Genomic DNA, 8,498 nt, shown 5'->3' on the forward strand with positions numbered 1-8,498 from the left:
GATGCGCAATCGGTCGCGAGCACGTGCCGGCCGCAGCCGGTCGGCGCCGCTCAGTCGCGCACCTTCGGCCGGCTGAACAGCAGTGCCAGCAGCGCCAGGATGAGCACGGAGGCCAGGGCGGTCAGCGCGAGGTTCAACGGATCCGGGGGCGGCACGTGGGCGTGCTCGGCCTCGGCCAGGGGTGCCGCGACCTCGGCGGTGTTCGGGGCGGCCGACGGCGCGGCCGGGTCGACGGCGAAGCGGCTGGTGCCGGAGATCGACCTGCCGTCGTCGAGCAGCAGGTGGTAGACGACGAGGTAGGCGCCCGGCGCGGTCGCGCTGAGTGCGGTGGTGACGGTGCTGCCCGACAGGGCCGGCGGCCCGGCCGACACGGTGACTCCCTTCGCGTCCGCGACGGTCACGTGGACCTCGCGGGCGGCGAGATCGCCGGTGAACCGCAGCGCCACCGCCTGCGGCACCGCGGCCAGCACCACGTCGGCCGCCGGGTCCACCGCGGCCAGCCGCACCGGGGCGGGCTCGGCGGTGAGCAGCGCGGGCGCGGCCACTGCCGCCAGTGCGACGACGAACGCGAGCAGGGCCAGCCGGGAAGCCGTGACGCGCCTCCCGGTGGCCCGCTGCGTATCGGTGTCGGTCACGCCGGCACCGGCACCGCGGCCCTGCTGGCGCAGCCGCACACCGCCTGCGACAGCTCGGCGCGGTTGGGCCGCAGGTGGAGGTAGACGGCCACCACCATCGGCAGGAACACCACGGTGTTGTAGAACAGGTGCAGCTCCACGCGGGGAATGATCAGCTGCGCGATGCTGGTCGGGACAGCCTTGCCGAAGAACGGTGTGGCGGTCTGCGCCTGGATGAACAGCAGCAGATGCTCGATGTGGTGCCAGAACTGGATCGCGAAGGCCACCGTCCACCAGGTGCGGGCCCGGCCCACGAAACCCTTGCGCAGCACGAACAGGCCGACCACCATGACCAGCGCGTACCCGTAGTGCAGCCACTCCGATGTGACCAGCCACGGGAAGAACTGGCCCAGCACACCGCGTGACTGCGGCGGCGTCCGGCCCAGCACGTAGATCTGGTAGGCCTGGGTCAGGTGCTCGGCCCAGTGCGCCAGCACGACGAACATGAACACGTTCAGGGCCGTGCGGTGTCCTGCACCGTTGAGCCAGCCGACGCTCGTGGGCGGGCTCGTGGTGCGGTCGATCGTCACGTTGCCTCCTCAGGGTTGCGGACCGGGTCCGGCCGGACGCGCCGGCCCCCAACAGGTTGCCGGTCGCGGGCGGCAGGCCGAATCTTCGAAATTGCGCTGTCTGCCTCTGGTCACGACCGCACCGGATCAGGTATCGGCAGATGTCGACTGCCGACTCGGCGCGCTGCCGTGTAGGACGCCCACGACGCCGCCTGCACCAGTGCCGCGTCCCCTGGGTGATGACGCCGGAACTCGGCCACGACGTCGGCGTCCACCTGGTACGACGCGAACGCCGTGAGCAGTGCCAGCCGTGCCGCTGCCTGCTCCGGCTCGGGCAGCGGCTGCACCAGCCGCTCGCACCAGGCGCGGCTCAGACCTGTCTCCTCACCGTGCCAGCTCTCCAGCCGGCCCAGCACGACCTCGCGCACCGCGGGTGTCAGCGCCTGCCGCCCCGCCGCCTCGAACGCGGCGAACGAGCGGGCCGTGGCCGCCGCCACCGAGGGGCTGGCCTGCGCCCAGGCCGCGTCGGCCGGCAGTTCGGCCGGTGGCAGCAGCTCCACCGCGCGGCCGGGTGCGCGGGGATCGCGCAGCGTGGGGCGCAGCACGCGGCTGGCGCCCTGTTTGAACCTGCGGCGGCCGGAAGGGCCCAGCCGGGGTGGCAGCAGGAAGCTGGACAGGAAGACGTTCACCATCCGGGTCAGGTAGTGCATGCCGACCACCACTCCGACCAGCTCCGCGCGCGCCTGCTCGTCGAACGGCACCGGACCGGTGTGGCCCGGCTGCCGGGCCCAGGCGGCCAGCGTCCGCAGCCGCGGGTCGGCCAGGTCGTCTATCCGGTCGCCGGCCAGCGCCTCCGCGTCGCGTTCGGTGGCCAGGTCGTACATGCCGACGCTGTGCATCTCGACGCAGTAGGGGCAGATGTTGGCCACGGCCACCGCGGTGGCGACGGCCTCCTTGGCCGCTCGGTCCACGTGCACCGTGGGCAGCATGGGCTCGCGCATCAGCATCCAGTAGGCCGCCGCGAGGTCCGGCACCGGCGAGTGCAGCTGCACGGGCGGCACGACCAGGCCCATCTCGTCGAGGACCTGCGCGTACACCTGCCCGAGGACGCCGTCCACGGCCGCCAGCGGGGTCGGGGTGACGTACTTGACCTGGCGCTGGATGACTGACGACGCGATCCGCCCGACGACCATGGTTACCTCCGTGACCCGGCGCCGCACCGGCGGTGCCCGGGCGGCGTTTTCCCAGTATTCGCGCGCCGGATAAGGCGACAACGCCTCGCGGACAACCGCGCACGATCGGAGAAACCCGCCACGGCAATGGCGTACCGGCAATGCCGGAAAGGACCCGCACTATCGAAGAAGGCGCACCGTGACGACGCCTCATTCAGCCGGGAACTGCCAGCTCATCGCGTTTGGCTCGCCCTCGGGCCGCTGCATGGGAGTTGCCCGGACAGCAGGCAGAAGCCCAGGGCACTGTGGAAGATGAACCGGCCGTGAATGCCACTGCACGATGACTCGGGTTCCCCACCACGCAGGGAGGCGACATCGTGCAACCCGACTTTCCCGCGGCGACCGATCCCACGTCCATGACGCTGGAGGCCTTCGCCGACACCATCATCCCGGGCGAGAAACGCCATCCGCACGACCACGCCGTCGCGGGTGTGAGCACCGGCGGCGGCGCCGTCGCCTCCGGTGCGCTCGAACTGCTGCGGCACCCGGCCGGCGGGCTCGCCGACTCGCTGGACGGCTTGGCCATGATGCTCAACGGCCACACCCAGCAGTACGCCGGCGAGCACGGCCTGGCCCTTTCCGAGGACCTGCCGCCGTTCGTGGCGCTGGCGTTCGCGGACCGGACCGCGCTGGTCGCGCAGCTCACCGCCGTCGACCATCCGGAGAAGGCGCTCTGGGTCGGCATGGCGCTGTTCAGCAACATGGCGTTCGACTCCGCCGCGCACCTGAGCACCCCCGACGCGCTGCGCGACGGGCACCCCGGCCTGCTGGCCATCGGCTACTCCGCGCCCGACGCCGACGGCGCCTGGCGGTTCCCCCGCTTCTCCTACGGCCGCGCGCTGGCCGACATCCACCCGAACACGACACCCACCGGGAGCCCGGCATGAGCGCCGTCGAGAGCACCGACGTCCTGGTCATCGGCAGCGGATTCGGCGGGGCGATCGCCGCCTACCACCTGGCCGCCGGCGGCGCGCGGGTGGTGGTGCTGGAGCGCGGGCCGTGGCTGAACGCCGACGAGTTCGACCACGACTTCAAACTGGGCTCCTCCTACACCCGGATCTTCGACTTCACCATCGGTGACGGGATGAGCGTGCTCAGCGGCAACTGCGTCGGCGGCGGCAGTGTGGTCTACTTCGCCACGATGCCGCGCGCGCCGCGGTTCGTGTTCGAGCGCCACGGCAGCATCGGCCGGCGCATGTGGCCGGAGGCGATCAACCGCGACACCCTGGACCCCTGGTACGACCGGGTCAGCGAGGCCCTGCCGGTGACGCAGCAGAGCTGGGACGCGATCCCCTACGGCGGCGGCCTGTGGGCGGCGGCCTGCCACCATGCCGGGCGCACCGCCAACCCGGCCCCGTCGGCGGTGGACGTCGCGGAGTGCGTCAACTGCAACTGGATGGCCGCGGGCTGCAAGTTCGACGCCAAGAAGTCGCTGCTGCTGAACTACCTGCCCGGCGCGCTGGAGCACGGCGCGGAGATCCGTCCGCTGCACGAGGTCCAGCACCTGTCGCGCAACGATGACGGCAGCTACCGCGTCCACTACCGGATCGTGGACGGCGAGGACTACCGGATCCTGCACGACGAGGGCGCGATCGACGCCCAGATCGTCGTGCTGGCCGCCGGCACCGCCGCGACGCCGGTGATCCTGCAGCGCTCCGAGGCGACACTGGGCACCATGCCGCACGCCGTGGGCCGGTACTTCTCCGGCAACGGCGAGCGGCTCAACACGGCCGTGTTCGACGAGGAGAAGGTGCGCGACGTGCTCGGGCTGTCCCGCGGGGACGGGGTCGCGTACGAGGCGTACCAGATCGGCCGCGGCCCCACCGTGGCCAGCTGGGACCGGCTCGACGGCAGCCTGCCGGAGTACGAGCGCTACTCCCTGGAGCAGCTGTACTTCCCGCCGGGCCTGGGCACGATCCTGGCACAGGCCGCCGACGCGGCCGGGCCGACGTGGTTCGGCCCGGAGAAGAAGGAGATGCTGCGCCGCTGGCGGTCCTGGCTGACCATCTTCACGATGTCCGAGGACGACAACGAGGGCGTGTTCGGGCCGCCGCCGGAGACCGGCGCGGCGAACCGGTTCTCCCAGCAGATGCTGGGCCACAACTCGCTGACGTACCGGCCCACGGCCAACACGCGGCGAGGGTGGGAGCTGTCGGACGCCGACGTCAAGGACATCCTGGAGCGTGACGGCCTGGCCACGGTCACGCCGTGGACCAACGACGTGGTCGGCGCGTACACGGTGCACCCGCTGGCCTCGTGCCGCATCGGTGACGACCCGGCGACCTCCGCCCTCGACGACCGGCATGAGCTGCGCGGGCATCCGGGCATCTTCGTCACCGACGGCTCGGCCGTGCCGGGCGCGCTGACGGTGAACCCGGCGCTGACCATCTCGGCGCTGGCCGAGCGGGCGATGCCGGGCATCGTGCAGGCGGCGCAGCGGCGCGGCGTGGCCGTGACCTATGTGGGCGACCTGCCCAAGCCGGTGGCGTCGAGCCGGGTTCCGGCGCGCAACCGCTGACCGTCCGTGGCCGCGCCGGCTCGCCGGCGCGGCCACGGCTCGTACCTGAAGCGTCGCTTAGGAGACGATCATGGGCGCATTGCTGGTCTGGGCCACACGCGGCGCGGCGCAGCGCCACGTCCGACATGTCACGCCGGTGCCCCCGGCAGCCGCGACAGGGCTGGTCGGCGAGGTGTACGGCCAGGTCGAGGCGGAGTTCGGGATGCTGGCCCCGCCGGTCGCCCTGCACTCCCCCGACCCGCACCGCCTCGCCGCCGCGTGGACGATACTGCGCGAGACGCTGCTGGCCGACGGCCTGACCACGCGCCTGGACCGGGAAGCCGTGGCCGCCGCGGTATCGGCCGCCAACAGCTGTCCATACTGCGTGGACGTGCACGGCAACACGCTGGCCGGGCTCGGTGGCCGCCACGCGGTGGACGCGGCCGGGCCGGGCGGCACGCGGCTGCGTGAGCTCACCGTGTGGGCCGGGCAGGCGGGCGCGCCCGCGCCGTTCCCGCCGGAGCAGGCACCCGAGCTGATCGGCACGGCGGTCACGTTCCATTACCTGAACCGCATGGTCAACGTCTTCCTCCCCGATTCGCCGCTGCCCCCGGCGGTGCGCGGCACGGCGCGGCAGGCCATGGGCCGGGTGGCGGCTCGGCTGCTCGGTGCGCTCGCCCGGGGCCCGGTGACGCCCGGCGGATCCGCGGGGCTGCTGCTCGCCGCCGAGCTACCCGCCGATCTCGCCTGGGCGCGTGGGCGCCCGTCCGTGGCTGCGGCGTTCGGCGCGGCGGCCGCCGCCTTCGACGAGGCCGGGCGGAGCCTGCCCGATGAGGTGCGCGAGGTGGTGTCGGCGCAGGCGGCCCGGCTGCCCGACGGCGGGCCCGGCCTGCACGCGCAGGACTGGCTGGACGGGGCGGTGTCCGCGCTGGCACCCGAGCATCGCGGCATGGCGCGGCTGGCGCTGCTGACGGTGTTCGCCTCCTACCGGGTGACGCCCGCGGTCGTCGCGGAGGCCGGGCTGGCCGATGACGGCGCTCTGGTCGGGCTGACCGCCTGGTCCAGCATGACCGCGGCGCGCGTGCTCGGAGCGAGGATGCACGCCGCGGGCCGCCTCGGCGGCGCGGTCGGCGGCTCGCGGTGACCGGCGGCGGCCCGGCGGCCCGGCCGTGGGCCGCGCTGGCCGTGCTGTGCCTGGGCAACTACCTGATCCTGCTGGACACCAGCATCGTGAACACGGCCGCGCCGGCGCTGATGGAGTCGCTGGGCATCGGCGTCGACGGGCTGCTGTGGGTGCTGAACGGCTACCTGCTGGCCCTGGCGTCGCTGCTGATCGTGTTCAGCCGGCTGGGTGACCTGTGGGGCGCGCGCAGAGTGTTCGTGGCGGGGCTGGCCGTGTTCGCGCTGGCGTCGCTGCTGTGCGCGCTGGCGCAGGACACCGGGCAGCTGGTCGCGGCGCGGGTGCTGCAGGGGGTGGGCGCCGCCGCCATGCTGCCGCAGGCCCTGGTGCTGATCGCGGCCGTCTTTCCCGAACAGCGGCGCGGCGCCGCGTTCGGGATCTTCACCGCGGTCGGCGGGGTGGCCGCGGTGACCGGCCCGACCGTCGGCGGTGTACTGGTCACGTACGTCGGCTGGCAGTCGGTGTTCGTGCTGAACGTGCCGCTGGCGGTGTGGGGGCTCTTCGCGGCCCGCCGGTTCGTGCCCGACGTGCGGACACCGCGCCCGCCCGGGTTCGACGTGGTCGGGGTGGGGCTGGTGACCTTCGGCCTGTTGGCGGTCGTGTACGGGCTCATCGAGGGTGAACGGCACGACTGGGGGGCGCTGGCCGGGCCGGTGACGGTCCCGGCGGTCCTGGCGACCGGGGTGCTGGTGCTGTTCCTGTTCCTGTGGTGGGAGCACCGCCATCCGGCACCGCTGGTGCCCACGGCGCTGCTGCGCGAGCGGTCGTTCGCGGTCGCTGCCGTGATCACGTTGGTGACGTCGTTCGCGCTGCACGGTTTCCTGCTGGTCTTCGTGATCACGACGCAGCGCGCGCTGGGCATGAGCCCGCAGCTGTCCGGGATGACGGCGCTGCCGTGGACGTTGACGTTGAGTGCCGTGGCACCGCTGGCGGGGCGGTTGTCGGACCGGGTCGACGTGCGCAGGCTGCTGGCGGCCGGTCTGCTCTGCCACGCCGCCGCGGTCGCGGCGGTGGCGCTGCTGGCCGAGCCGGACTGGACGAGCCGGTCGTACCTGTGGGTGCTGATGGCGCTGGGGGCCGGGATGGGGCTGACCATCGCGCCCACCACCAGCGCGGGGATGCGAGCGGTGGCTGCGCCGCTGGCCGGGGCCGCCTCCGGCGTCCTCAACACGGCCCGTCAGATCGGCGCGGCGCTGGGCGCGGCGGTCACCGGGGCGGTGCTGCAGCACCAGCTCGACGCGGCCGCGCCGGCCGGATCGCCGGGCGGCAGGCTGTCGGGGTCCGTGCCGGACGCGCTGCTGGCCGCGGCCCGGCCGGCGCTGGGCGTGTCGGCGCTGCTGCTGGTGCTGGCCGCCGTGGCGACCGCGCTGATGACACCGGTGCGGACAACGGCACGCAGCGAGAAGACAGCCGGGAACCGCTGAGCGGAGAATTTATACCTATATATGCGATGAGTCCGGCGTGATCGCGTCGCCCGGCTCGCCGCAGCCCGACGAGAGGAGCCCTGGTGACCAGCAACGACGTGCTCAATGACCTCGCCGCCGAAGGCGAGGCGATCGACAGCCTGGTAGCGGCGATCACGCCCGAGCAGTGGCAGACGCCCACCCCCGCCGAGGGTTGGACGGTGGCCCATCAGATCGCGCACCTGACCGCCACCTTCCGGATGGCGGCGCTGGCGGCCGGTGATCCGGCCGCGTTCACCGCGATGACATCGCGCCTGAGCCCCGATTTCGACGCCAACGTGGTGACCGCGATGGCACCGTTCCTGGCGCTGCCGCCCGACGGGCTGCTGGCGCAGTTCCGGCAGGCCCGCGCGGCGGCGCAGGGGGCGCTGGCCGCCGTGCCCGAGGGGCAGGCGGTGCCGTGGCTGGTCCGCCCGCTGCCGGCGCCGGTGCTCGCGGCCGCCGGGATGATGGAGCTGTTCGGGCACGGCCAGGACGTGGCCGATGCGCTGGGCGTGCGCCGCGAGTACACCGACCGGATCGGCCATCTCGCGTTCTTCGCCGTACGCACCTGGGACTTCGGTTACCTGGCCAGGCAGTTGCCGGTCCCGGACGTGGCGTTCCGATTCGAGCTGACCGCCCCGTCGGGGACGGTGTGGCGGTTCGGGCCCGACGACGCCGAGCAGTCCGTCACCGGACCGGCGGTCGACTTCTGCCTGCTGGTGACCCGCCGCCGCAACCGCGCCGACCTCGCCCTGAAGGCCGTGGGCGAGGACGCCGAGCAGTGGCTCGACCTCGCGCAGGCCTACCGCGGCCCGGCCGGCCCCGGCCGCCGACCGGGTCAGTTCGCGGCGTGAGGAACGACGAGGCTCCGGCGGCCCAGGGCCCCGGTCGCTGGGCGACAGCAGAACCTGCCGCCCGTCGGTGGGGTGCGGCGTCCGGCTGATCAGACCGCGTTCCTCCA

8 protein-coding genes are annotated in these 8,498 nt (G+C 73.4%); 5 read left to right on the forward strand and 3 right to left on the reverse strand.

Annotated elements, in window-relative coordinates:
* Nucleotides 1-50 precede the first annotated feature (50 nt).
* The 3 genes from AB0B35_RS13090 to AB0B35_RS13100 all read right to left on the reverse strand — a co-directional run bounded on the left by AB0B35_RS13090 (nt 51) and on the right by AB0B35_RS13100 (nt 2,376).
* Nucleotides 51-635 carry a copper resistance CopC family protein gene (locus tag AB0B35_RS13090; RefSeq protein WP_361044444.1) on the reverse strand — a complete coding sequence of 195 codons (585 nt, stop codon included), beginning with the start codon at nt 633-635 and terminating at the stop codon, nt 51-53.
* Nucleotides 632-1,204, reverse strand: a complete 573-nt coding sequence (locus AB0B35_RS13095; RefSeq protein ID WP_361044447.1) for a hypothetical protein — start codon at nt 1,202-1,204, stop codon at nt 632-634. The genes AB0B35_RS13090 and AB0B35_RS13095 overlap by 4 nt, the downstream gene beginning before the upstream one ends.
* A 110-nt stretch (nt 1,205-1,314) precedes the next feature.
* Nucleotides 1,315-2,376 (reverse strand): carboxymuconolactone decarboxylase family protein, encoded by a 1,062-nt coding sequence (locus tag AB0B35_RS13100; RefSeq protein ID WP_361044450.1) that lies wholly within the window; start codon nt 2,374-2,376, stop codon nt 1,315-1,317.
* A gap of 395 nt (nt 2,377-2,771) precedes the next feature.
* Between AB0B35_RS13100 and AB0B35_RS13105 the strand changes: the two genes are divergently transcribed.
* The 5 genes from AB0B35_RS13105 (at nt 2,772) to AB0B35_RS13125 (ending at nt 8,391) form a co-directional block, all read left to right on the forward strand.
* A complete protein-coding gene (locus AB0B35_RS13105; RefSeq protein WP_361044479.1) occupies nt 2,772-3,302 on the forward strand; it encodes a DUF5987 family protein in 531 nt (176 codons plus the stop codon).
* Complete coding sequence (locus AB0B35_RS13110) at nt 3,299-4,933, forward strand: GMC family oxidoreductase (RefSeq protein WP_361044452.1); 1,635 nt, start codon at nt 3,299-3,301, stop codon at nt 4,931-4,933. Before AB0B35_RS13105 ends, AB0B35_RS13110 begins: the two co-directional genes overlap by 4 nt.
* 70 nt (nt 4,934-5,003) lie before the next feature.
* Nucleotides 5,004-6,056, forward strand: coding sequence for a carboxymuconolactone decarboxylase family protein (locus tag AB0B35_RS13115; RefSeq protein ID WP_361044455.1), 1,053 nt, complete (start codon nt 5,004-5,006; stop codon nt 6,054-6,056).
* A complete protein-coding gene (locus AB0B35_RS13120; protein WP_361044458.1) occupies nt 6,053-7,516 on the forward strand; it encodes an MFS transporter in 1,464 nt (487 codons plus the stop codon). The genes AB0B35_RS13115 and AB0B35_RS13120 overlap by 4 nt, the downstream gene beginning before the upstream one ends.
* A gap of 80 nt (nt 7,517-7,596) precedes the next feature.
* Nucleotides 7,597-8,391: a TIGR03084 family metal-binding protein gene (locus tag AB0B35_RS13125; RefSeq protein ID WP_361044482.1), complete on the forward strand. Its 795-nt coding sequence runs from the start codon at nt 7,597-7,599 to the stop codon at nt 8,389-8,391.
* Nucleotides 8,392-8,498 lie beyond the last annotated feature (107 nt).

Origin of the sequence: Catellatospora sp. NPDC049133 (genome assembly GCF_040648455.1) — a bacterium.
GTDB classification, from domain to species: Bacteria; Actinomycetota; Actinomycetes; order Mycobacteriales; family Micromonosporaceae; genus Catellatospora; species Catellatospora aurea.